This is a genomic window from Mesoflavibacter zeaxanthinifaciens subsp. sabulilitoris (assembly GCF_014191595.1).
Classification (GTDB): Bacteria; Bacteroidota; Bacteroidia; order Flavobacteriales; family Flavobacteriaceae; genus Mesoflavibacter; species Mesoflavibacter zeaxanthinifaciens.
Genome location: NZ_JACHWV010000005.1, coordinates 205,747 through 231,135, shown reverse-complemented (window position 1 = coordinate 231,135; position 25,389 = coordinate 205,747). Strand labels below are relative to the sequence as shown.

The following is a 25,389-nucleotide window of genomic DNA, read 5'->3' as shown; positions in this document are numbered from 1 at the left end:
ATTATGGCAACAGATACAAACGTAAGATACTCTGATAAAGATTTAGCAGAGTTCAAGGCTTTAATTCAAGAAAAAATCGATAAAGCGCAGCACGATTTAGATTTAATAAAAAGTGCTTATATGAACGATCATAATAATGGTACAGACGATACCTCGCCTACTTTTAAAGCGTTTGACGAAGGTAGTGAAGTAATGAGCAAAGAGTCTAACTCGCAATTAGCTATTAGACAAGAGAAATTTATTCGTGATTTAAAAAATGCGCTAATTCGTATAGAGAATAAAACCTATGGTATCTGTCGTGTAACAGGTAAATTAATAAACAAAAAACGTTTAGAGCTTGTGCCACACGCAACATTAAGTATTGAAGCAAAAAACATGCAAAAATAAGCTGTTGCTTAATATATAATTTAAAAAATTAACGCTTCAATTAGTTGAATTGAAGCGTTTTTTATTTCCACAAATTTTGAAATTCAAATTCGTTTTATTTTTTCTTTTAGTTGTCCATTGTTCTATTGCACAGAAGCAAACCGAAAAACAATGGAATACACAGAAAATCAAAAAAGTTGATATTGATGGCGAAGGAATTTTTAAAATAAACATTAAAAATAGTGTATCTAATACTATTGATTTGTTGGTTAAATTTGAAGGCGAGCATTCAGAAAATTTAGTGATAATTGATAGTATTAATCAAGGTGTTTTAAGACTATCTACAGATTTTCAACCTTTATTTAAAGCAGATAATGACAAGTTAAGTGCGCATAAAGTATTATCTGTAGAGTTGCAATTAAGTATTCCAAAACCTATTGATTTAAATATTAAAAGTGATATTGCGCAAACTAAAATAGAAGGTCAATTTCCAAATGTGTTTATAGAATTAAAAACTGGTAATTGTACGTTAGATCCGTTTTTTGGTAATGCAACAATAAATACTATAAACGGAACTATTAATATTAAAACAAATAACGCAAAAACCATTGCAAAAAGTAAAACAGGAATAGTTGATGTTAAGCAATTTAAACTAGCATTATATCAATTAAATTTGCAAACTGTTAACGGAAATATAAACGTCTCTAAAATTTAAAAAATAAGTCTATTTTTGTTTAAAACTAATCCTTGTCAACTAAGCATAGTTGACAAGTCTATACTTTATGAGCCTAAAAAAAGCTACAATCTTTATCGTCTTAATTTTACTTATTGATCAAGTAAGTAAAATATATGTAAAAACACATTTTGTATTAGGAGAAGATGTTGCTGTTTTTGATTGGTTTAAAATTTATTTTATAGAAAATAGCGGTATGGCTTGGGGAACAAAACTAAGTGATTTGTTTCCTTTTATTAGTGATCGTACTGCAAAAGTTAGTCTTACTGTCTTCAGGATTTTTGCAATTATTGGTATTGGATATTGGTTATATAATAGTATTAAAAAGCAGCAATCTAAAATGCTTAATGTTGCACTTATCTTTGTGTTTGCTGGTGCTTTGGGTAATATATTAGATTCTGTGTTTTACGGTGTTTTATTTGACGATAGTATTGGTCAAGTAGCTACATTTATGCCAGAACAAGGTTACGATAGTATGTTGCACGGTAAGGTAGTAGATATGTTATACTTCCCGATTTGGCAAGGATATTTGCCAGAATGGATACCAAGTGTTGGCGGTAAATACTTTACTTTTTTTGAGCCTGTTTTTAACATTGCAGACGTAGCTATTAGTATTGGTTTTGGAATATTAATTTTCTTTAATAAAAAAGCGTTTCCAAAAACAGAAGATGCTTAGAATTTGTAAACCTTATCAGGTGTTACACAATAATCTAATGCAATATCACCTTCATAAGCATCCTTAATTTCAGCTTCAGCTTCAAAAAAAGACAATCCTATTTTTAGGGTTTTAGGTTTACATGTTGCTAAAAAATTATCATAAAACCCTTTACCATAACCAACTCTATTTCCCTTTAAATCAAAAGCTAAAAGCGGTATAAATACAACGTCTATATTATGGTTTGGTATCTCAATACCACTAACAGGCTCTGGTATGTTATATTGATTGAGTTTTAAAGTGGTATTGTCCGATAACAGGTAATTGGTTAATGTGTTGCTTTCAAAATTGCTTTTAGAAATAGCTATGTTTTTATCTTTTCCGGATAGAATATTTAAAATAAATTCAGTTTGAATTTCTTTCTGTGATTCAATAGTTAAAAATAAGTGGTACACATTGTAGTCCCAAATAGCTAGTTTTAATAATTGGTTAGCAATATCAATGCTAAATTGATCTATTTGTTCTTCGGTAAGTTGTTGTCTTAAAGCTTTATATTTTTGGCGTAATCGGGCTTTATTCATTTTTAATTATTTAACTATTCCTGTTGAAATATGAAATAAAGCATCACCTTGATAAACAATAGGAGATTCATTTATATTAAACACGTAACCATCATGTTTAGCTTTTACAAAGTGATTAAATTTTCCGTAAGGATCTGTAATATTACCAATGGTGTCACCTTCTTTTATATATTGACCTAAATCTACATTAGCTTTAAACATACCAGAAAAGCTGGCGCGTTGCCATTTGCTATCTAATATTTTTATACATGCTTTTTTAGGCTCAGAAACATTATATTTTTTTCTTAGCATGCCAAAGTGATTTAGGATGCGTTTGGCGCCATTAACACCTGTGTTAGTGACTGTTTTATCTATATGAAACGATTTTCCGCCTTCAAAAAGAAGGATAGGTTTACCAAGCTCGTTACATGTTTTTCTAAATGATTTGTTTAGGTTTTTAGAGTATAAGATAAATGGTGCTCCAAATATTTCTGCCATAACATCATCATCTTCATTACCAGGAGCAATACGTATTTGAGGTGCATTAAACCTAAAAGCGCCACCGGTATGAAAATCGACAATAAAGTCTACTTCAGGTATAATTTCGGTTACTAAAGTATGCGCAACACGACTGGCCAAAGAGCCATTTTTTATTCCAGGAAAAACACGATTTAAGTCTCTACCATCAGGAAATTCGCGTTCCATATTAATAAATCCAAAGATGTTTAAAACAGGAATACAAATTGTGGTACCAACTTTAGGTTTATTTATTCCTTTTGAAATTAATTGACGTACAATTTCAATACCATTTACTTCGTCGCCATGTATGCCAGCAGTAAACAAAATTGTAGGTCCAGGTTTTTTAGAGCGTTCTATAATAACAGGAACATCTACTGGAGTACGTGTGTGTAAATGTGCAACATTAAAGCTTAGTTCTGCACTTTTACCTGGTTTAATAATTTCATCTAAAATATGTAAGTCCTTTTGTTGATAAATCATTAAGCGTTACTGTTTCGTTCTAAATAAGTTATAATGCTTTTAGCAATATTTTTTCCTGTAGCTTTTTCTATGCCTTCTAATCCTGGTGTAGAGTTTACTTCTAGCAGTAAAGGTCCTCTTTCAGATTGTAGCATGTCTACGCCGCAAACGGGAAGTTTTAATGCTCTAGAAGCATTCATGGCAAGACGAAGTTCTGCTTCAGAAAGTTTTATGATTTTTGCGCTACCACCACGATGTAAATTAGATCTAAATTCGCCTTCTTTACCTTGACGTTTCATTGCGCCGACAACTTGACCATCTACTACTAAAGCTCTAAGATCTGCACCTTTAGCTTCTTTAATAAATTCTTGTACTATAACTCTAGCTTGTAACCCATTAAAAGCTTCTAGAACAGATTCGGCAGCATTTTTAGTTTCGGCTAAGACAACACCAAGACCTTGTGTACCTTCTAAAAGTTTAATGATTACAGGCGCGCCACCAACATGGTCTATAACTTCTTCTACATCTCTAGAATAGTTGGTAAATACTGTTTTAGGCATGCCAATTCCTCTTTTACTAAGACGTTGTAAACTTTTTAATTTATCTCTTGATCGTAGGATAGAATCTGAAGTTACTGTAGTAAATACACCCATCATTTCAAATTGTCTTACTACTGCACAACCATAAAATGTAACCGAAGCGCCAATACGTGGTATAACTGCATCTACGTAATCTAAATAGCGATCTTTATAGTAAATTGTTGGTTTTTCTTTTTCAATAATAATATCGCATTTTAAAGGATCTATAACTTCTACTTTATGACCTCTATTTTCGGCTTCTTCAACTAATCTATCTGTTGAGTATAAACCTGCGTTGCGCGATAGAATAACTATATTCATTCTACTTTTTTATTAAATGATTGGTTTTGTAAATCGACATCAACTAAAAATTTTCGTTTTAAAAATTGCCTGCCTATTAAAACAGGAAACCTCATGTCGCTTCTTGTGCTTAAAGTTAAGTTAATCTTGTAGGTTTTACCAAAAAAAACAACATCAGTTTTTATTTTGTATCGGTTTTCTACAAAGCCATTACTGCTTTTTACATCGGTTAAACTGTACTCTTTAAATAAAACAGGCTCTGATTTTTCGGTTTTATTATCATCAAAAAAGCAAAGTAAACCTTGGTCAGTAAGTGTAATGTTAGAACAATGTATGCTTGATGTGTAAGCGCCAGTATCTATCTTACAATTAATGTTTAATAAATTTAATTTAGGGAAGTCTATACAATCTGTTCTTCCTATAATTTTCTTTGTCATTTTTTTTATTTAAAAGTCGCGCAATGTAGTAAATATAACATTGCTTAAAATTTAATTTTGGTTAAAGTTTTTAATTAAAAACTATTAAATAATTACCTTTGAGTACCACTAGACTTTACACCTATTTACTATTAATTTATGAGTAAAACCAACTTAGATATTCAATTAAAAACCATTCCAGAATCTGCTGGTGTTTATCAGTATTACGACAAAGAAGGTAATATAATTTACGTTGGTAAAGCAAAAAATCTTAAAAAACGTGTAAGTTCTTATTTTACAAAAACACATGATAGTGGTAAAACTAGAGTTTTAGTAAAACGTATTGCAGACATCAAATTTATTGTTGTTGAAACTGAAACGGATGCTTTACTATTAGAAAACAATCTGATAAAAAAGCATAAACCGCGTTACAATGTATTGTTAAAGGATGATAAGTCTTATCCATGGATTTGTATCAAAAAAGAACGTTTTCCACGTGTATTTCCAACACGTCGTTTAATCAAAGATGGAAGCGAATATTTTGGGCCTTACACAAGTATGAAAACCGTACATACCTTATTAGATTTAATAAAAGGATTGTATCAATTACGAACTTGTAATTATGATTTAGCCGAAGATAAAATAGAAGACGGTAAGTATAAAGTATGTCTAGAATATCATTTAGGAAATTGTCAAGGTCCTTGTGAAGGCTATCAAACCGAAGAAGATTATCAAGAAAATATAAAGGCAATTCGCGAAATAATTAAAGGAAACTTTAAAGACTCTTTAGGACAATTTAAACAGCAAATGAAGGATTATGCCGAAAAAATGCAGTTTGAAGATGCGCAACGCATTAAAGAAAAAATTGAAGTTTTAGAAAATTATCAAGCAAAATCTACAATTATAAATCCGAGAATAAGTAATGTAGATGTATTTTCTATTGTTAGTGATGAGAGTTTTGGCTACATCAATTTTCTTCAGATATCTTATGGATCCATCATCCGGTCTCACACTTTAGAAATAAAGAAAAAGTTAGACGAAACCGATAAAGAGTTACTAGAATTAGCAATTGTTGAAATAAGAGAACGTTTCAACTCTAAATCAAAAGAAATTTACGTACCTTTTAAGGTAAATATAGGTGAAGAAATTAAAGTAACAGTACCACAACTAGGAGATAAAAAACACATTTTAGATCTGTCTTTAAGAAACGCAAAGTATTATAGGATGGAGCGTTTTAAACAAATAAAGATCACAGATCCAGATCGTCACGCCAATAGGATAATGGCACAAATGAAAGCCGATTTAAGATTATCTGAAGAGCCAAGACATATCGAGTGTTTTGACAACTCTAACATACAAGGGACAAATCCAGTTGCGGCTTGTGTAGTCTTTAAAAATGGTAAACCAAGCAAGAAAGATTACCGCCATTTTAATATTAAAACAGTAGAAGGACCAGACGATTTTGCATCTATGGAAGAAGTCGTTTTCCGTCGTTACAAGCGGTTATTAGAAGAAGAACAGCCGTTACCGCAGTTAATAATAATAGATGGAGGAAAAGGGCAATTATCTTCAGCATTAAAAAGTTTAGATCTTTTAGGTTTAAGAGGAAAAATTGCCATTATCGGAATTGCAAAACGTTTAGAAGAATTATTTTATCCAAACGATCCAATTCCGTTATATTTAGATAAAAAAAGCGAAACGCTTAAAATAATACAACAATTACGTAACGAAGCTCATAGATTTGGTATAGAGCATCACCGTAATAGACGAAGCAAAAATGCGTTAAATAGTGCTTTAGATACGATACCAGGTATTGGCGAAAAAACTATTGTAGAGTTACTTAAAAAATTTAAATCAACCAAAAGAATAGCTAATGCAAAACTAGATGAGTTAGAAGAAGTAGTAGGCGTATCTAGAGCATCAAAAATTTACAACCATTACCATAAAGAATGAAACAATTTATCATCGCTATTTTGCTATTACTAACTGTAAATACAGTTGTTAATGCTCAAGAAAAAAATATAAAAGAACCAAAAGTAGGTCTAGTTTTAAGCGGTGGAGGCGCTAAAGGATTTGCACATATTGGTACCTTAAAAGTTATTGATAGTTTAGGAATAAGAGTAGATTATGTTGCAGGAACAAGTATGGGAGCAATTATTGGTTCTCTATACGCATCAGGTTATTCTGGTAAACAGCTAGATTCTATTTTTCAAGGCGTAAATTTTGATAATATTATTACAGACAAACTGCCAAGAGAAGCCAAATCTAATTATGAAAGAGAAATTTCAGAAAAATACGCAGTAACCTTACCATTTGATAATTTTAAGATGAAATTGCCTTCTGCACTCTCAAAAGGACAAAACACTTTTAATTTATTAAGTAAGCTTTTAATTAATGTTTGTAATAAAAAAGATTTTAGTGAGCTTCCTATACCTTTTTTCTGTATCGCAACAGATGTAGAAACTGGTAAACAAGTTGTGCTAGATAAAGGTAATTTAGCACAAGCAGTTAAAGCAAGCGGCGCTTTTCCTTCATTATTTGAACCGGTTTTAATTAAAGATCAATTATTAATAGATGGTGGAGTAGTCAATAACTATCCCATAGAAGAGTTAAGAGCTAAAGGAATAGATATAATTATTGGCGTAGATGTACAAGATGGTTTAGCAAATCGTACAGATTTATCTTCTGCACCAGCAATATTATTTCAAATAAATAATTTTAGAACCATAAATGATATGGTTAAAAAGTCTGAAGAAACAGACATATACATTAAACCAGATATATCTAAATTTACAGTTGTCTCTTTTGATGATGGAAGAGAGATTATTGATAATGGAGAAAAAGCAGCTTTGCAAAATTTAGAACAACTAAATCAATTAAAAGACAAACAGATTAAACCAAGAATAAAAACACAAATACAAAAATCTCCAGATAGCATTAGGCTTAATTATATAGAAACTCACGGTTTAGAAAAATACACCAGGTCTTATGTGTTAGGTAAACTTCAGTTAAGACCATATTCTAAAATAGCTTATAAAGATCTTACTTTGGGAGCAAATAATTTAGTGGCTACTAATAACTTTGATAATTTCTTTTATGAGCTTAAGCCAGAAGAAGACGATGGTTATAAGTTAATAACTAAAGTAAGAGAATCTAAAAAAACCACTTTCTTAAAGTTTGCTTTACATTACGACGATTTATATAAAAGTGCCATTTTAGCTAATATTACTAAAAAGCAGTTTTTGTTAAAAAATGATGTGGCTTCTTTAGATTTTATAGTAGGTGATCATGTAAGATATAATTTTGATTATTTTATTGATAAAGGAATTTATTGGAGTATAGGAGTTAACTCTAGATTTAGTGAGTTTGATAACGGAGTTGTGTCTTCTGCTTTTCTGTCTGAATTAGAAATATCAAGTGCAGGAGTAAATAAAATTAATGCAGAATTATCAGATTTTACCAATCAATTCTTTTTTCAAACGTTGTTTAGAAATGATTTAGTGTTTACTATCGGTGCAGAACATAAAAAACTAAAAGTAAAAACAGAAACAATAATTACTGAAGAAGATGAAGAAGAAACTGTTTTTGAAAATAGTAATTACTTAAGTGTTTTTGGTAGTCTTAAGTTTGATTCTTATGATAGCAAATACTTTCCTACAAGAGGAATGTACTTTAACGCACAAGGTAATTACTACTTATATTCATCAGATTTTGGAGGAGATTTTTCGCCTTTTTCAATCCTAAAAGCAGAAGTAGGTTATGCTTTTAGAGCAACAGATAAATTATCTTTTAATATTACATCAGATGGAGGTTTTAAGATCAACCCTAAAGCAAATAGATTTTTAGACTTTGTATTAGGTGGTTATGGTAATGACTTTATAAATAATTTTAAACCTTTTTATGGTTATGATTTTTTAAGTATTGCTGCAGACTCTTATATCAAAGGATCTGTAAGTTTAGATTATAATTTTGTGCCAAAAAACCATTTAATATTGGCAGCAAATTACGCCAATGTTGAAGATAGATTATTTGATGATGGAGAGTGGTTATCTTGGCCACAATACTCTGGCTATGCTGTTGGATACTCTTTAGAGAGTTTTTTAGGTCCTATAGAAGTTAAATACACATATTCTCCTGATACAAAAAAGGGATTTTGGTTTTTTAATTTAGGATATTGGTTTTAAGTTAAGTTTTTGAAAATCAGTTTGTTTAATCTTAACAAAAAAGACTTTCAAAACTCTAAAAAAAATACGATATTTGAAGTATATGAATACTATTTGGATGCATTTATTATCTCACTTAAAATTTCTTATTAAAAGAAATCCAGAATAGTATTCAATTATCTTAGCTATCAAACAATTAGACGTAGTTCTAATATTTCATTAATAAAAAATATTAAAAATGCCATTTTATCATAAATTAGGCAAGATACCGCCTAAACGCCATACACAGTTTAGAAAACCTGATGGGTCTCTATATTCAGAGCAACTATTTGGTACTATTGGCTTTGATGGTATGTCTACAAATTCATATCACGAGCATGCGCCTACAAAAGTAAAAGCAATTAAAAAGCAATACAGTGTAGCACCTAAAATAGCCAAATCAAATAATATACAATCTTATAGGTTTAGAGGTTTTCAAGTAAAACCAGAAAATGATTATTTAGAAAGCAGAAAAACAGTATTAACTAATAGTGATTGTAGTATTATACTGTCTGCGCCAAAACAATCTACTAAAGATTATTTTTATAAAAATACTGATGCAGACGAGCTTATTTTTATCCATAAAGGAACAGGTAAGTTACGTACTATGCTAGGTAATTTAGATTTTAAATACGGAGATTATCTATTAGTACCAAGAGGTATAATTTACAAACTAGATTTTGATACAGAAGATAATAGGTTATTTATTGTAGAGTCAAGAAGACCGATTTACACTCCAAAACGTTACCGTAACTGGTTTGGTCAATTATTAGAGCATTCTCCATTTTGCGAGCGCGATTTGCGTCAACCACAAGAGTTAGAAACTTATAATGAAGAAGGAGAGTTTTTAATCAAAGTAAAAAAACAAGATGATATTTTTGATATGGTTTATGCAACACATCCTTTTGATGTTGTAGGTTACGATGGTTATAACTATCCATATGCATTTTCTATACATGATTTCGAGCCAATAACAGGACGTATACATCAACCGCCACCAGTACATCAAACTTTTGAAACAGACGCATTTGTAGTTTGTAGTTTTGTACCAAGGTTGTATGATTATCATCCAGATTCAATTCCTGCACCATACAATCATAGTAATATAGATAGTGATGAGGTGTTGTATTACGTAGACGGAGATTTTATGAGTCGTAATGATATTGATGCAGGTCACATTAGTTTGCATCCAGCAGGTATACCACATGGACCGCATCCTGGTGCTGTAGAACGAAGCATAGGAAAAGTTAAAACAGATGAATTAGCAGTAATGGTTGACACATTTAAACCGTTACAAGTAACAGAAGAAGCATTAAAAATAGCAGACGAAGATTATTTTAAATCTTGGTTATAAATAAAGACAAACAATGAGTAAAGAAATAAAATCAGTAGATTACGGTTTAGAAAAAATATTTGATGGCGCGCAAGATTTTCTTCCGCTTTTAGGTACAGATTACGTAGAGTTTTACGTAGGTAATGCAAAACAAGCAGCACATTTTTATAAAACAGCATTTGGATTTCAATCTTATGCTTACAAAGGATTAGAAACAGGCTCTAAAGAGTCTGTAAGTTATGTTTTAAAACAAGACAAAATAAGACTTGTTTTAACAACACCTTTAAACAGTAAATCACCAATTAATGATCATATAGTAAAACACGGTGATGGTGTAAAGGTTGTAGCGCTTTGGGTTGAAGATGCAAGAAAATCTTATGAAGAAACTACAAAAAGAGGTGCAAAATCTTTTATGGAACCAACGGTTGAAAAAGATGAATTCGGTGAAATAGTTAGAGCAGGTATTTATACCTATGGAGAAACCGTTCATATGTTTGTAGAACGTAAAAACTACAACGGACAATTTTTACCTGGTTTCGAAAAATGGGAAAGCGATTACAATCCAGAACCAGTAGGTCTAAAATACATAGACCATATGGTAGGAAATGTAGGTTGGGGAGAAATGAATACTTGGGTAAAATGGTACGAAGATGTAATGGGCTTTGTTAACTTTTTATCTTTTGATGACAAACAAATTCATACCGAATATTCTGCTTTAATGAGTAAAGTTATGAGTAATGGTAATGGTCGTATAAAATTCCCTATCAATGAGCCAGCCGAAGGTATAAAACGTTCTCAAATTGAAGAATATTTAGACTTTTACGAAGGACCAGGTGTGCAACATATAGCTGTTGCAACAGACGATATTATTACAACAGTATCACAATTAAAAGCAAGAGGTGTAGAGTTTTTATCAACGCCACCAGAAGAATATTATAAAGCAGTACCAGGAAGATTAGAAGAATTTAGTCACGAGCTAAGAGAAGATATCGAAACACTTAGAGGTTTAGGTATTATGATAGATGCCGATGATGAAGGATATCTACTTCAAATTTTCACAAAACCTGTAGAAGACAGACCAACATTATTCTTTGAAATCATACAGCGTATGGGCGCACGTGGTTTTGGAGCAGGTAACTTTAAAGCTTTGTTTGAGTCTATAGAAAGAGAGCAAGCAAAAAGAGGTACACTTTAATATATGTTTACTTTTTAATAATAAAAAAATGCCATCAAATGTATAGATGGCATTTTTTTGTTTTATATTTTTGGAATAGTAATTGTAATACTACATTTAAATAAAGATGTTTAAGCTAATTAAGTGTTACAAATACAATATGTTATGAAAAGAATTTTACCAATTATAATATGTCTCTTAGCATTGCAATTAACTAATGCACAAGAGTCATCTTTTAAAAAAGGCGAATGGTTTAAATTTAAAATGAGCTATAGCGGTTTTTTAAAAGCAGGTAATGCCACACTACAAGTAAATGAAACCATTTTAGACGGAAAACAAGTGTATCATGTTGTTGGTAAAGGCTGGACAACAGGAGCAATAAAATGGTTTTTTAAAGTAGAGGATAGGTATGAAAGTTATTTTGATAAACGATCTATTGTGCCTTATAAGTTTATCAGAAAAATTGATGAAGGAGGACATAAAAAAGATATCGAAATCACTTTTGATCAAGACAAAAAAGAAGCACTAGTACATAATAAAAAACATAATACTAAAAAGTCATTTACAACAAAACCAAACATCCAAGATATGGTGTCAACTTTTTATTATTTAAGAAATAATATAGACACCAAAAATTTAAAAGTAGGCGATGAGGTTAAGTTAGATATGTTTTTTGACGAAGAAAATTATGGTTTTAAACTGAAGTATTTGGGTAGAGAAAATTTAGATACAAAATTTGGAGAAGTAGATGCTTTAATATTTAGACCCTATGTAATGGCTGGTCGTGTATTTAAAGAAGAAGAAAGTTTAACACTTTGGGTATCTAATGATAAAAATAAAATACCTTTGCGCATCAAAGCAGACCTTGCTGTAGGATCATTAAGAGCAGATTTAGAAGCTTTTAAAGGGCTAAAGCATCAATTTAAAATATTAGTAGAAGATTAATCGATGAGTGCTGACCAAAAAATTATAGATCAATTAGATAAAAAATATTCAGATTTAGATCAAAATCTAAATACACATTTAGAAGGCTTGCTACACAGTAAGCCTATAGATTATTGGGACTATATCCAAACAGATGCCCTATTAAATTTACAAATAAAACGAACAACATTACCAGATGAAATGGTTTTCATCCTTTATCATCAAGTTAATGAATTGTTGTTTAAAATGATACTTTGGGAAATAGACCAAGTTGCAAATAAAAAAGACATATCAGCAGCATTTTTTGAAACTAAAATAATGCGAATAAGTCGTTATTTTGATGTCTTAACTTCATCCTTTACCGTAATGAAAGACGGTATGGATATAGAACAATACAATAAGTTTAGAAATACACTTACGCCAGCTAGCGGATTTCAATCTGCACAGTACAGGAAAATAGAATTTGCTTCTACCGAGCTAATAAACTTAATAGATAATCGTTTTAGAGAAACTATTGACAGAAATACCTCTTTTGAACATGCTTTTGAACATTTGTATTGGCAAGCTGCAGGAAAAGACTACAAAACAGGAAAAAAAAGTTATACATTAACAGTTTTCGAGCAAAAATACAAAGACGAATTTATTAGATTTGCAGAATTCTATAACACACACAACCTGTGGACCATTTTTAAAAGTTTACCACAAGATGTTAAAGAAGACAAAGATTTAATAAAAGCAATGCGCCATTACGATTATACCGTAAACATCACTTGGGTTATGGCACATTATAATACCGCAAAACACTATTTAAATATAGGCGGTAAAACAGCAGAAGCAACAGGAGGAAGCGAATGGGTAAAGTACATGCATCCAAAATATCAAAGAAGAATATTTTTTCCAGACTTATGGAGCAAGCAAGAGTTAGAAGATTGGGGCAAAAATGTTTAGTAATACTAGCTTTAGCATTACTAAGTATAGCCTGCAAAAACGAAGTAAAAGAACCTATACAAACCGTTGAGGTTATAGAGCCAGAAGAAGTGTATGAGTTTGGTTTTAACCTTAAAGATTATTTTGTAAAAAGAGATACTATTAGAAAAGGTGATAGCTTTGGAGAAATACTTCAACGTAATCAAATAGACTATTCAAAAATATTTCAAATAGCACAGCTAACAAAAGATAGTTTTGATATTACCAAGCTTCAGATAGGCAAGCCTTATACTTTATTGTGTTCTAACGATTCTTTAAAAGAACCAAAATGTTTTATTTATCAACCTACAAAAACAGATTATGTGGTTGTTAATTTTCAAGACTCAATTCACGCATATTCTTCAACAAAACCTATAAAATATGTCGAAAAAGAAGTTTCAGGAATTATAGAATCTAACATTTCAGAAGCATTAGATAAACAAGGAAAAAGTGTCATTTTAGCTTATAAAATGAGTGATGTTTATGCTTGGACAATAGACTTTTTTAGGCTTCAGAAAAACGATAAATTTAAAGTAATTTATACAGAAAAATATATAGACGACAGTATTTATGCAGGAATAGACCAAATTAAAGCTGCTTATTTTGAACATAAAGGCGAGCCGTTTTACGCATTTCAGTTCGAAACAGATACCGTAAAAGGGTTAAAAGACTATTTTTCTGAGGACGCAAAAAACCTTCGTCGTGCATTCTTAAAAGCACCTGTAGAGTATAAACGTATTTCATCTAGATACAATTTAAATAGACGTATAGCACTTTACGGAAATCGTGTAAGACCACACAAAGGGACCGATTTTGCTGCAGATATTGGTACGCCAATTCGATCTACAGCTAACGGAACTGTAATAGAATCTGCTAGAAGAGGCGGTAACGGTAATTATGTAAAAGTTAAACACAACTCAACTTACACAACACAATATTTACACATGCGTAATCGTGCTGTAAAAGTTGGTGATTTTGTAAAACAAGGAGACATTATTGGATATGTTGGGATGACGGGTAATACATCTGGACCACATGTTTGTTACCGTTTCTGGAAAAACGGAAAACAAGTTGATCCTTTCAAACAAAAACTGCCAGAAGCAGAGCCTATATCAGACAGTCTAAAAGCAGAATATTTACAGTTTATAAAACCTATAAAAATTCAATTAGATAATATAGAATACAGTTATCCTATAGAAACTGAAGAGCAGGTTTTAGAGATACAAACCAATCAAGATAACGCAATTACATACACCAAATAATGGCATTACCTACAGTTAATCCAACAACTACAAAAGCTTGGGAAAATTTACAACAGCATTTTGATCAAGTAAAAGATTTAAAAATGAAAAATTTGTTTGCAGAAGATGCAAACAGAGCAAATAATCTAACTGTAAAATGGGAAGATTTTTACGTAGATTTTTCTAAAAATAGAATTACTGAAGAAACCCTAAAACACCTTTTACAACTTGCAGAAGATTGTAAGTTAGAAGAAGCAATTAATGCTCAGTTTAACGGTGAAACTATAAACAAAACTGAAGGAAGAGCAGTATTACACACGGCATTAAGAGCAGATAAGGATGCTATTTTTAAAGTAGATGGTGTAAACGTTATGCCTGAAGTTTTTGAAGTGAAATCAAAAATTGAAAAATTTACCAATCAAGTCACTTCGGGCGAATTAAAGGGATATACTGGTAAAGCGTTTACAGATGTTGTAAATATAGGTATTGGTGGTAGTGATTTAGGTCCAGCAATGGTTGTAGATTCACTTCAATATTATAAAAACCATTTAACAACACACTTTGTAAGTAATGTAGATGGAGATCATGTTAATGAAGTTATTAAAAAACTAAATCCAGAAACTACTTTATTTGTTATTGTTTCTAAGACATTTACAACTCAAGAAACATTATCAAACGCAACCACCATTAAAAATTGGTTTTTACAACATGGTAAAGAAGAAGATGTTGCAAAACATTTTGTTGCGGTGTCTACTAATATTCAAAAAGTTAAAGATTTTGGTATAGATGCTAATAATATTTTCCCGATGTGGGAATGGGTTGGCGGTCGTTTTTCACTATGGAGTGCAGTAGGATTATCAATCAGTTTAGCAGTTGGGTTTGACAATTTTAATAGCCTTTTAAAAGGAGCAAATAAAATGGATAACCATTTTAAAAGTGAATCTTTTGAAAGTAATATACCCGTTATTTTAGCCTTACTAAGTATTTGGTATAACAACTTCTTTGATGCCGAAAGTGAAGCTATTATTCCATATTCTCAATACTTAAACCAATTTGCAACATACCTTCAGCAAGGTATCATGGAAAGCAACGGTAAAAGTATTGACAGAAACGGAAATAGAGTAGATTACCAAACAGGTACTATTATTTGGGGAGAACCAGGTACAAATTCGCAACATGCCTTTTTTCAGTTAATACATCAAGGTACAAAGTTAATTCCAGCAGATTTTATTGGATTTGCACAATCACTTCATGGTAATCAAGACCATCAAGATAAATTAATGTCTAATTACTTCGCGCAAACAGAAGCATTATTAAACGGAAAAACTAAAGAAGAAGTTATTGCTGAGTTTAAAGAAAAAAATGCATCTGAGGAAGAAATTTCAACTTTAACACCTTTCAAAGTTTTTGAAGGAAACAAACCAACTAACTCCATTTTCATTAATAAATTAACACCTGAAAGTTTAGGTAAGTTAATTGCCATGTATGAACATAAAATATTTGTACAAGGTATTATTTGGAATATTTATAGCTACGATCAGTTTGGTGTTGAGCTTGGGAAACAACTAGCAAATAAAATTTTAAATGAGTTTGGTGCAGAAAATAATGCTGTACATGATAGCTCTACAGCTAACCTTATTAACCATTTTGAGGCTCTTAAATAATTGTTAAAAAAATGTGTATATCTATGTTTATCAAATTGTTGGGTGATTTAAAAAGTTGTTTAGTTTTGTAAAATGCAAAAATTGTTAACATTAAGTTAATGTTACATCTATAATTAGTAGTAATTTTGCATCAAATTTTGAAAACAAACAATTTTTAATTCAACATGATGAAAAACAAAATTCAATTTATGTTTTTGGCAGTAGCATTTATGTTTACTGCATTTACAATGGCTCAAAGTACAGTAACAGGTACTGTTCTTGACTCAGAAATCAATAGCCCTTTGCCAAGTGCAAGTGTTATGGAAAAAGGTACTTCTAATGGTACTACAACTGATTTTGATGGTAACTTTACTTTAAAAACTCAATCAGAGTCAGGAGAAATCGTAATCTCTTACGTGGGTTATGAATCAATAACTTTAACTTTTAACGGAAGTAAAAACTTAGGTAAAGTTTCTTTAGCTCCAGATAACTCTTTAGAAGAAGTAGTTATCATCGGAACTGGAGTTATTGATTTAGCAGCAGGAAGAGAAACTCCTGTAGCAGTTTCTACAATTAGAGGTAAAGACATCCAATTAAAAGCAGCTGGTAACGTAGAGTTTGGTGAAGCTATGAAAAACACTCCATCTGTTTACGTTTCTAACCAAGCTGGAGGATTTGGAGATAGTCAGATTTTCTTAAGAGGTTTTGATCAAACAAACACAGCTTACTTATTAAACGGGCAACCAATTAATGGTATGGAAGATGGTAGAATGTATTGGTCAAACTGGTCAGGTATGAGTGATGTTGCAAACGCGGTGCAAGTTCAACGTGGTTTAGGAGCATCAAAATTAGCTATTTCTTCAGTAGGAGGTACAGTTAATATCGTATCTAAAACTACAGATAACAAAGAAGGTGGCTTTGTAAGATTATTAGGAGGTAACGATAGTTACGGAAAAATTACTGCAACTTACAGTTCTGGTTTAAAAGAAAGCGGATGGGCTTATACAGTATTAGTAGACCACTGGCAAGCACACAGAAAATACTCTGAAGGAACAGCAGGTCAAGGCCAAAATTATTTATTTTCTGTTGGTTATAAGCCAAACGAAGTACACTCGTTCAACTTCTTGTTAACAGGAGCACCACAATGGCACGATCAAAATTTCTCAGACGATTTAGAAAACTATGAAAGATATGGTGATAAATATAACGGAAACTCAGGGTTTTTAGACGGAGAGCGTTATACAGAAAGAAGAAACTATTACCACAAACCAGTAGCAAACTTAAACTGGGATTTTAATATTAATGAAAAATTAGACTTATCTACTGTGTTATATGCATCATGGGGACGTGGTGGAGGAACCGGAGGTCTTGGTAGAGGAAGAGAAAGAAATGATGCAAACGGACTTATTGATTTTGATCAAATAGTTGAAAATAACATTGATTCTGCAACTGATGGCGTTGGTAACTTTGGAGATTCTTATTTAAGAAGATCTTCTGTAAACAACCACAACTGGTACGGTTTATTATCTAACTTAAACGTAGAATTAAATGAAAACTGGTCATTTAATATTGGTGCTGATGGAAGAACTTATAGAGGTGATCACTTTAGACAAATTAATGATTTCTTAGGTTTATCAGGTTATAATGATAACTACTTAACAGATAGACCATCAGATTATGTATTGACTGAAAGTTTTGAAGCTAACCCATGGTCTGCTTTATTTGACTTTGCAGATGAAGATCAAAGATACGACCGTGATTACTCAGAGACTATTAATTACTTAGGAGGTTTTGGTCAAGTTGAATTTACTCAAGGTGGTTTTTCAGCATTCTTCCAAGGAGCATTATCTACTCAATCTTACCAAAGAGAAGGTCGTTTAGTTGGTGTAGGTGACGGTTTAGGTAAATCTGAAAAAATAACTAAAACTGGTTATAATTTAAAAGGTGGTTTAGGATATAAAATTGACGATAAGCATGCATTCTTTGCTAACGGAGGTTTTTACTCTCGTCAACCATTCTTAGATAATATCTTTGCTAACATCAGATATTCAAATGCTTTAGTAGAGCCAGAAATTGATAATGAAGAAATTTCAAGTATTGAAGGAGGTTATAGATTTAAAGGTAAAGAATGGAGAGTAAATGTAGACGTTTATTCAACAAGATGGAGTAACAGATTCTTAGGGTTTGGTACTGATTTAGCTGGTCCTGACGGAACTTTAGGTAATGCTGATGACGAGTTTGGTAACTACAGAATTACAGATGTAACTCAGGTTCATAATGGTGTAGAATTTGATTTTGAATACAGACCTATGGCTTCTTTCTTAAGCTTTAGAGGATATGGTTCTATCGGAAATTGGAAATATGATGGAGAAACTCCTTATACTTTACAAAACGATGATACAGGTGAATTCTTAATTACAGATGGTAAGGTTGATTTAACAGACGTAAAAGTTGGTAACGCTCCTCAAACTTCATTTGGTGCTGGTATTAGAGCTAAATTACTAAAAGGACTTTCTGTAGATTTAGATTACAACATCTACACAGATTTATATGAGTTTGTTGATGTAGAAGAAGTTGCAACTGCTGCTTTAGCAGGTAACCAATACTCTTCTGTAAGATTACCTGCTTATACTCTTGCAGATGCAGGTTTAACTTATAACTTTGATTTAGGGTCTAACAAAATGACTTTTAGAGCTAATGTTTACAACCTTTTCAATGCAGACTATATTAACCAAAGAGATGCTTTTGGTTACTACTTAGGTATTGGAAGAACGTTTAACGCAAGCTTAAGATATAACTTCTAATTCTATTAAAAAGAATTAAATTTAAAAACCGCTTTTGTAAAGAAGCGGTTTTTTTATGCAATATAATTACTACCTTTATAGCCTAATTAATTAAATAAAAAATATATGTATTCAACAGTAAAAATGTTACACTCTTATTGGGCATATTTAGTGTTTTTAATGTTAGTTGTAGCTACCTTTAATGCGCTTTTTAAAACATTTACAAATAAAGAATATGAAGCAAGAGATTTTAGAATTTCTTTATTCACTTTAATTGTATCTCATATTCAGTTTTTAATAGGAATTATTTTATGGTTTGTTGCTGATTACTTTGGAGAAATGAGCATGGGAGAAATTATGAAAAATAGCGCCATACGTAATGTAGCGGTAGAACATCCTGTAGCAATGTTACTAGCTATAGCATTTATTACTATAGGATACTCAAAACATAAGAAAAAACTAACTTCAGCAAAAAAACTAAAAACTATTGCTATATTTTATTCTATTGCATTAATATTAGTATTGGCTAAAATACCTTGGTCTACTTGGTTTTAAAATATAAAAAAAGCGAGCTATATAGCTCGCTTTTTTGTTTAATATTATTATCGATATTTATTTATCGTTGTTCTTTTTGTCTTCAAGTTCTTTAATTAGATAGACATAAACAGGAAAGTGATCACTAAAACCATTGGTAAATCCACCATCAGCAAAACTTCTTAACGGGTAACCTTCCCAACGTCCTTTTTTATTTACTAAGTAGTTTTTATTAAAGATACCAGCTCTATAATAAGTCCAATTTGTATAATCTTTCTTTAAGAAAGGCTCTGTTAACATAATTTGATCAAATAAACTCCAAGCATCTCTATAAGCAGTAGTACCTAATCCTTCTTTTTTAAACATATCTATATATGGATTATATATACCTTTAAAGTCTACCTTCTTTTTATTTCTTTCTGCTTTTAAAACGTCCTTAACACTAGCGTTGGTAGGATCATCGTTTAAATCTCCCATTGTTATTATTTTAGCATATGGATCTATAGATTGTAAGCTATCAATAATACGCTTGTTTAACTTAGCAGCAGCAACTCTTTTAGGTCTACTTCTAGCTTCTCCACCACGTCTTGAAGGCCAATGGTTAACGATAAAATGCATTTTCTCGCCTTCAAGCTCACCAGATACTAATAATTGGTCTCTTGTGTTTATACGCTTTCTTGTTTCATCATCATAAATCTTTAAAGTATGTGTGCTTCTTGATGTTACTTGAAATAACTTTTTTTGATAAAGTAAAGCAACGTCAATACCTCTGTTGTCAGGAGAGTTAAAGTGAACAATACCATAATCTTTACCCAAAAGTAATGGGTCATTTACTACATCTTCAAGGACGTTAACGTTTTCTATCTCGCAAACGCCAATAATTGCAGGAGAGTTTCTCGTAAAATCAGATCCAATTTCTGAAATTACTCTAGCCATATTATGTACTTTCTTCTTGTATATTTCTTGACGGTTTGCTTTAATTTCCATCATTGGACTTGCCTCATCATTTTTTGTAGGGTCATTGATGGTGTCAAATAAATTTTCAAGATTATAAAAAGCAACAGTGTGGATTTTAAACTTTTTCTTTTCTTGTGCATTTACATTTATAATACTAATAAATAGTAGTGCAAATAGTAGGTAATTAAAATGTTTCATTAAAAAGTGTTTGTTACGTTTTTGTTATGTTATTTACAAAACTCCTGCCAAAAGTAGATATTTATTATAAATAATGTAAATTTGCAAGCCTTAAATAATAATTATTTAATGGTAAAACAAAGTTTTAACAACAAATTCACTTATGAAAAAAAGTTTTTTATTTTTCTTATTTGGAGTTTTTTCAACGTTTACAGTGCTTGCGCAGCAAACTATTGTAAAAGGTAGTGTAAAAGATGCCGTAACCGATGAACCAATTCCGGATGTAACAGTAACAATTGAAGAGTCTGACCTAACGACAAAAACAGATGCTTTTGGTCAATTTACTTTTAAGCAAAACCTACCTTTAGGAGAACAGATTCTTAAAATTGAAAAAGTAGATTATACCACAAAAAGATATCCTATTGTGGTTAATGAAGGTAAAACATTAGATATACAAGATATGACTTTATCTTATAATGCTAGTGATAAAAAAGACCTTTATATCATTTCTATTTCTGATGATCAGTTAAATAGTGAAGATGATGGATTAACAAGTAATGTGTCTGGACTATTACAATCATCTAGAGATGTTTTTTTAAATGCTGCTGCATTTGACTTTAGTGCAACTTTTTTTAGACCAAGAGGATTAGATAACGCTAATGGAAAAGTGTTGATCAATGGTTTAGAAATGAACAAACAAGCAACCGGAAGACCACAATGGGGAAATTGGGGAGGAATTAATGATTTACAACGTAATCAAGAATTCTCAATGGGTAGTACCCCTAACGATTATAACTTTGGTGATTTAGCAGGTACAAATAACATTGTTATGCGTGCTTCTAAATATCGAGAAGGTGGACGTTTATCTTTTGCTTCTGCAAATAGAAGTTACGAAGGACGTATAATGGCAAGTTATAACTCAGGACTAATGGAAGACGGATGGGCATATAGCCTTTTAGCTTCAAGAAGATTTGGTGATGGTGGTTATATAGACGGAACACTTTATGATGCAAACTCTTTTGTTGCTGTAGTCGAAAAGAAAATTAACGATAAACACAGCTTAAACTTCACGTCTATCTACGCACAAAACAGAAGAGGTAGATCAACAGCTATTACAGAAGAAGTTTTTAGATTAAAAGGAAGACAATACAACCCATTTTGGGGAGATTTAAATGGAGATATAAGAAACTCTAGAATTAGAAGAATTGAAGAACCAATCCTAATGTTAAATCACTATTGGGATATTTCAGAAAAAACATCTATAAACACAAACATAGGTTACCAGTTTGGACAAATAGGTAATACAAGAATAGATAACGGAGGAACAAGGTTAGTAAGATTTAACGGTCAAGATAGTTATATTGGTGGAGCTAGAAATACAGATCCAACTTACTATCAAAACTTACCAAGTTATCACTTAAATGTTGATGGTGGTCCAACAGCTTACGATTACGAACAAGCATACATCGCGCAACAAAATTTTGTAAACGATGGTCAATTTGATTGGAATGCATTATACACAGCAAATTCAACTTTTGAAAACTCAGTATATGCAGTACAAGAAGACAGAATAGACGATAAGCAGTTAATGGCTAATATTATTTTAGCTTCAGAATTATCAGACAATATCAGATTAAATGCATCTGTTAACTACAGAAATCTTAAAAGTGAAAACTTTGCAGAAGTATCAGATTTATTAGGAGGATCAGGATATTTAGATGTAGACTTTTTCTCTGATGAGCCAGCACAAAATACAGACGGAACTTTAACAACAGCTCAGTCTGATGTTAGAAACCCAAACAGAATTGCTAGAGAAGGAGATAGATATAAGTATAACTATGAAATTGATGCTAACGTATTAAGCGGTTTTGCACAAGCAGTATTTAAGTACAGTAAAGTAGATTTTTATTTAGGAGGAAGCATTTCTAAAACAGATTACCAAAGAAAAGGTTTATTTGAAAACGGATATTTTGTAGGTAACTCTTTTGGTAAAGGTCCAAAAGTAGAATTTGAAAACTTTGGTGCTAAAGCAGGTTTAACATATAAAATTTCTGGACGTCACTTATTAGATTTTAACGGTGTATACATGACTAAAGCACCAAGTATTAGAAACACGTTTGCAAACGTAAGACAATCTAATATGTTGTTACAAGATGTAGATAGTGAAAAAATAACAAGTGTAGATGCAAGTTATATTTTCCGTTCTCCAATAGTTAAAGCTAGACTTACAGGTTTTTACTCGACAACAGAAGACGGAACAGATACAGGTTTCTTCTTTAGTGAAGGTGCAGGAAACAACTTAGTGCAAGAAGCAATTACAAATATCGAAACTCAACGTATAGGAGGAGAATTAGGTATAGAAGCACAAGTAACACCAACAATTAAAGTAAAAGGTGCTGCATCTTTCGGTCAGTACATTTATAACAACAATCCAAACTTAACTTATTATAGTCAAGAGTTTGGAACAGGTACAGCTCAATTTGGTGACGGTACAACCAACTTAAAAAACTTACACGTTGCAGGTGGACCAGAAAGAGCCTTCCAAATAGGTTTTGAATATAGAGATCCAGACTATTGGAATATAGGTGTAACAGCAAACCATTTCTCTAACGCTTATGTAGATCCTAGTGCATTAAAAAGAAGTGCTGCTTTTGTAACAGACCCAGAATTATATTCAGAAACTCAATTTCAAGATAATACAGCAAATGGTCAAAATTACGTAGTTACTGGAGGAGAAATAAATGATGTAGATCCTACAGTTGCAAAGCAACTATTACAACAAGAACAATTTGACGATTACATGTTAGTAAACGTTATAGGAGGTAAATCTTGGAAAGTAAATGACTACTTTATCGGATTTTTTGCTACAATAAATAACGTATTTAATCAAGAGTATCGTACAGGTGGTTTTGAGCAATCAAGACGTGTGGATTACAGAAGTCAGTTGCAAGAACAAACAAATCCAAACGGACCTGTTTTTGGTAATCGTTATTTTTATGGTAACGGAACTACTTATTATTTAAATGTTTACGTAAGATTTTAATATATTTATAGAAAAAAATAATTCAAGAAAAGATGAAAAAAATAAATTTAAACAAAATAGCAGTACTTTTAGTAAGCTTAGTTGTACTAACAGGCTGTGTTGAAGACGATAACTTTGATGTACCTTCAACAATCGAAGGGATTTCAGAATACCCAAATACAGATGCAGAATTTAATACTTTAAGTGGTGTTTTAGGTGCATTTGGTAGTAATGGTAACGAAGCATACACTTACGAAGCAGCTAGCGAAACAGTATCAGAAAAATATACAGTAGGTTATGTTGTGTCTAGTGACGAAGGTGGTAACTTTTATAAGCAATTAGTAATCCAAGACGCACCAGAAAATCCAACTGCTGCAATTGTAGTGCAAGTAGATAAAAACCCATTATTTACTCAATACGAATTTGGTAGAAAAGTATATGTTAAGCTTAACGGATTAACTGTAGGCGAAAGTAATGGAGTATTACAACTTGGTCGTCTTAATGGAGATCAAATAGATGAAATAGCTAGTACATTAGTGCCAAATCATATTATTAGAACAAGTGAAGTTGCAACTATTGTACCTAAAGAAGTTTCAATATCTCAGTTTAGTGATGCTCTAGAAAGTCAATATATCAGATTAAATAACATGCAATTTAATAGCAATCTTGTAGTAGGTAATACAACTACATTTGCATCTGAAACTAATGACAGTTTTGATGGAGAGCGTTTACTAGAAAGTTGTGCAACAGGAAGTAGCGTAATTTTAAGTACAAGTACTTTCTCAGATTTTAAAGGATTACCATTACCAGCAAATAGAGGTAGTATTGATGGTGTATTAACTAGAGATTATTTTGATGATTTTTACACAATTTACATCAACACACCAGAAGCAATTAACTTTGATAACGACTTAAGATGTGATCCATTATTTGAAGACGATTTTTCTGCAGGAAACTTAGATAAATGGACACCTTACAACGTTACAGGAACACAAGAGTGGTATTATAATACTTTTGGTAACCCAGATGATAGTGCAACAATGTCTGGTTTTTCTGGCGGAGCACAAACTAATGAAGATTGGTTAATCTCTTTACCAATTGACTTATCAAATACACCAAGTGCTTTCTTAACATTCCAAACTGTAAAAAGGTACAATGGTAATGATATAGAAGTATTTTATGCGACAGACTATAACGGTGGTGACCCAACTACAGATGGTACATGGGTAGCGTTATCACCAACTTTAGATACTAACACTGGTAGTTGGTCTTCTTGGACTGACTCAGGATCTTTAGATCTTTCTGCTGCTGCAGGAGGTAATGTATTTATTGCATTTAAATATACATCTACAAGTTCTGCAGCTGCAACTTGGGAGATTGATAATGTAAAAGTTTCTGCAGAATAATAAATTCTTAAGAATATTAAAAAATAAAAAAACCTGCTATATTTAGCAGGTTTTTTATTTCAACATATGACAACATTTGATCAATTTTTCTTTGCTATATTTTCTGCATTTAAACCTAAGTTTAAACAAAAAGCTAACAGTATTGCCTTATTTTATATTTCAATACTTCAAATCGCTTTATTATTTGTTATAGGTGCTTTTCTTGTAACGTTTCTTAGTAAGATGCATGTTAAAACAATGTCTACATCTAGTATGTGGACGTTATTCATCATATTTTCAATAATCATTCACCTTAAAAACTGGATGAAGTACAATGGTAAAAGCCGAAAGGTTTTAAACGCAAAATTCAATAAAAGTAAAAACAGCTATAATACAAGTATACTTTTATTGTTACCTATAGGTTGTATTATTTTAGGATTAATTCTTTTAAAAAGTATTTGA

The 25,389-nt window shown here is 31.4% G+C and carries 21 protein-coding genes; 16 read left to right on the top strand and 5 right to left on the bottom strand.

The genetic code is table 11. The annotated features are described in order from the left end of the window. Positions 1-3: 3 nt before the first annotated feature. The 3 genes from FHS04_RS09235 to FHS04_RS09225 all read left to right on the top strand — a co-directional run bounded on the left by FHS04_RS09235 (position 4) and on the right by FHS04_RS09225 (position 1,775). A complete protein-coding gene (locus FHS04_RS09235) occupies positions 4-387 on the top strand; it encodes a TraR/DksA family transcriptional regulator (protein WP_027879607.1) in 384 nt (127 codons plus the stop codon). A 76-nt stretch (positions 388-463) separates the two neighbouring features. After that, positions 464-1,081, top strand: a complete 618-nt coding sequence (locus FHS04_RS09230; protein WP_146131290.1) for a DUF4097 family beta strand repeat-containing protein — start codon at positions 464-466, stop codon at positions 1,079-1,081. A gap of 67 nt (positions 1,082-1,148) precedes the next feature. Further along, the gene (locus FHS04_RS09225; protein ID WP_106677226.1) at positions 1,149-1,775 is read left to right on the top strand and encodes a lipoprotein signal peptidase; all 627 of its coding nucleotides are present in this window, start codon (positions 1,149-1,151) and stop codon (positions 1,773-1,775) included. On the opposite strand, the gene FHS04_RS09220 is transcribed toward FHS04_RS09225, so the two are convergent. From FHS04_RS09220 to FHS04_RS09205, 4 genes are read right to left on the bottom strand one after another with little or no spacing between them, the layout of a single operon-like run. Further along, the gene (locus FHS04_RS09220) at positions 1,772-2,335 is read right to left on the bottom strand and encodes a 5-formyltetrahydrofolate cyclo-ligase (protein WP_106677228.1); all 564 of its coding nucleotides are present in this window, start codon (positions 2,333-2,335) and stop codon (positions 1,772-1,774) included. The two genes, FHS04_RS09225 and FHS04_RS09220, sit on opposite strands and share 4 nt — an antisense overlap. Before the next feature lie 6 nt (positions 2,336-2,341). Then, positions 2,342-3,313, bottom strand: a complete 972-nt coding sequence (locus FHS04_RS09215) for a succinylglutamate desuccinylase/aspartoacylase family protein (RefSeq protein WP_106677230.1) — start codon at positions 3,311-3,313, stop codon at positions 2,342-2,344. Beyond that, on the bottom strand, positions 3,313-4,191 hold the full coding sequence (gene rimK / locus FHS04_RS09210) for a 30S ribosomal protein S6--L-glutamate ligase (protein WP_106677232.1): 879 nt from the start codon (positions 4,189-4,191) through the stop codon (positions 3,313-3,315). Before rimK ends, FHS04_RS09215 begins: the two co-directional genes overlap by 1 nt. After that, entirely contained in the window at positions 4,188-4,607 is a 420-nt protein-coding gene (locus FHS04_RS09205) for an ATP-dependent zinc protease family protein (RefSeq protein WP_027879601.1), read from the bottom strand. Before FHS04_RS09205 ends, rimK begins: the two co-directional genes overlap by 4 nt. A gap of 138 nt (positions 4,608-4,745) precedes the next feature. On the opposite strand from FHS04_RS09205, the gene uvrC reads away from it, so the two are divergent. From uvrC to FHS04_RS09155, 10 genes are all read left to right on the top strand, one after another. Next, on the top strand, positions 4,746-6,539 hold the full coding sequence (uvrC, locus tag FHS04_RS09200) for an excinuclease ABC subunit UvrC (RefSeq protein ID WP_027879600.1): 1,794 nt from the start codon (positions 4,746-4,748) through the stop codon (positions 6,537-6,539). Beyond that, positions 6,536-8,770: a patatin-like phospholipase family protein gene (locus FHS04_RS09195; RefSeq protein WP_106677234.1), complete on the top strand. Its 2,235-nt coding sequence runs from the start codon at positions 6,536-6,538 to the stop codon at positions 8,768-8,770. The genes uvrC and FHS04_RS09195 overlap by 4 nt, the downstream gene beginning before the upstream one ends. 217 nt (positions 8,771-8,987) lie before the next feature. Further along, entirely contained in the window at positions 8,988-10,142 is a 1,155-nt protein-coding gene (locus FHS04_RS09190) for a homogentisate 1,2-dioxygenase (RefSeq protein WP_106677236.1), read from the top strand. A 13-nt stretch (positions 10,143-10,155) separates the two neighbouring features. Next, positions 10,156-11,316 (top strand): 4-hydroxyphenylpyruvate dioxygenase, encoded by a 1,161-nt coding sequence (gene hppD / locus FHS04_RS09185; protein WP_106677238.1) that lies wholly within the window; start codon positions 10,156-10,158, stop codon positions 11,314-11,316. Between the two features lie 144 nt (positions 11,317-11,460). Beyond that, the gene (locus FHS04_RS09180) at positions 11,461-12,240 is read left to right on the top strand and encodes a DUF3108 domain-containing protein (protein ID WP_106677240.1); all 780 of its coding nucleotides are present in this window, start codon (positions 11,461-11,463) and stop codon (positions 12,238-12,240) included. A gap of 3 nt (positions 12,241-12,243) precedes the next feature. Further along, the gene (locus tag FHS04_RS09175) at positions 12,244-13,167 is read left to right on the top strand and encodes a tryptophan 2,3-dioxygenase family protein (protein ID WP_106677242.1); all 924 of its coding nucleotides are present in this window, start codon (positions 12,244-12,246) and stop codon (positions 13,165-13,167) included. Further along, positions 13,125-14,447 carry a M23 family metallopeptidase gene (locus FHS04_RS09170; protein ID WP_106677244.1) on the top strand — a complete coding sequence of 441 codons (1,323 nt, stop codon included), beginning with the start codon at positions 13,125-13,127 and terminating at the stop codon, positions 14,445-14,447. Before FHS04_RS09175 ends, FHS04_RS09170 begins: the two co-directional genes overlap by 43 nt. Beyond that, a complete protein-coding gene (gene pgi / locus FHS04_RS09165; RefSeq protein ID WP_106677246.1) occupies positions 14,447-16,090 on the top strand; it encodes a glucose-6-phosphate isomerase in 1,644 nt (547 codons plus the stop codon). Before FHS04_RS09170 ends, pgi begins: the two co-directional genes overlap by 1 nt. Before the next feature lie 167 nt (positions 16,091-16,257). Beyond that, the gene (locus tag FHS04_RS09160; protein ID WP_106677503.1) at positions 16,258-18,873 is read left to right on the top strand and encodes a TonB-dependent receptor; all 2,616 of its coding nucleotides are present in this window, start codon (positions 16,258-16,260) and stop codon (positions 18,871-18,873) included. 105 nt (positions 18,874-18,978) lie between these two features. After that, positions 18,979-19,407, top strand: a complete 429-nt coding sequence (locus FHS04_RS09155) for a hypothetical protein (RefSeq protein ID WP_027879591.1) — start codon at positions 18,979-18,981, stop codon at positions 19,405-19,407. Between the two features lie 57 nt (positions 19,408-19,464). Here FHS04_RS09155 and FHS04_RS09150 read toward each other — a convergent pair whose 3' ends face one another. Next, positions 19,465-20,541, bottom strand: coding sequence for an endonuclease/exonuclease/phosphatase family protein (locus tag FHS04_RS09150; RefSeq protein WP_106677248.1), 1,077 nt, complete (start codon positions 20,539-20,541; stop codon positions 19,465-19,467). A gap of 142 nt (positions 20,542-20,683) precedes the next feature. On the opposite strand from FHS04_RS09150, the gene FHS04_RS09145 reads away from it, so the two are divergent. The 3 genes from FHS04_RS09145 to FHS04_RS09135 all read left to right on the top strand — a co-directional run bounded on the left by FHS04_RS09145 (position 20,684) and on the right by FHS04_RS09135 (position 25,389). Beyond that, complete coding sequence (locus tag FHS04_RS09145) at positions 20,684-23,563, top strand: carboxypeptidase regulatory-like domain-containing protein (protein ID WP_106677249.1); 2,880 nt, start codon at positions 20,684-20,686, stop codon at positions 23,561-23,563. Positions 23,564-23,595: 32 nt separating this feature from the next. Beyond that, entirely contained in the window at positions 23,596-24,948 is a 1,353-nt protein-coding gene (locus tag FHS04_RS09140; RefSeq protein WP_106677251.1) for a DUF5689 domain-containing protein, read from the top strand. Between the two features lie 66 nt (positions 24,949-25,014). Continuing rightward, positions 25,015-25,389, top strand: a complete 375-nt coding sequence (locus tag FHS04_RS09135; protein WP_027879588.1) for a hypothetical protein — start codon at positions 25,015-25,017, stop codon at positions 25,387-25,389.